The organism is Paraburkholderia sp. SIMBA_054, assembly GCF_046534875.1.
GTDB lineage: Bacteria > Pseudomonadota > Gammaproteobacteria > Burkholderiales > Burkholderiaceae > Paraburkholderia > Paraburkholderia hospita.
The window spans coordinates 1-244 of sequence record NZ_JAWRXV010001479.1 but is presented as its reverse complement, the minus strand read 5'-3'; the positions used below and the strand labels follow the sequence as shown (position 1 = coordinate 244).

Genomic DNA, 244 nt, shown 5'->3' with positions numbered 1-244 from the left:
GAAGCATTCGGATTTCTTGCCAAGCGCATTCCGCAGCTCGGCCAGCTTATCAACCGCATTGGCGGTGAACAGGTGCGTAATATGGGAACCATCGGCGGTAACATCGCCAATGGCTCACCGATTGGCGATACGCCACCGCCGCTAATTGCGCTCAATGCCAGGCTGACGCTTCGCAAAGGGGCGGAGCGCCGCACCATACCGCTGGAAAAGTTCTTCATTGCTTATGGCAAGCAAGATCGCTTGC

The 244-nt window shown here is 56.6% G+C and carries 1 protein-coding gene; it reads left to right on the top strand.

From position 1 onward, the window contains the following. A partial coding sequence (locus tag SB822_RS59950) for an FAD binding domain-containing protein (protein ID WP_410859491.1) occupies window positions 1-244 on the top strand: 244 nt, incomplete at both ends.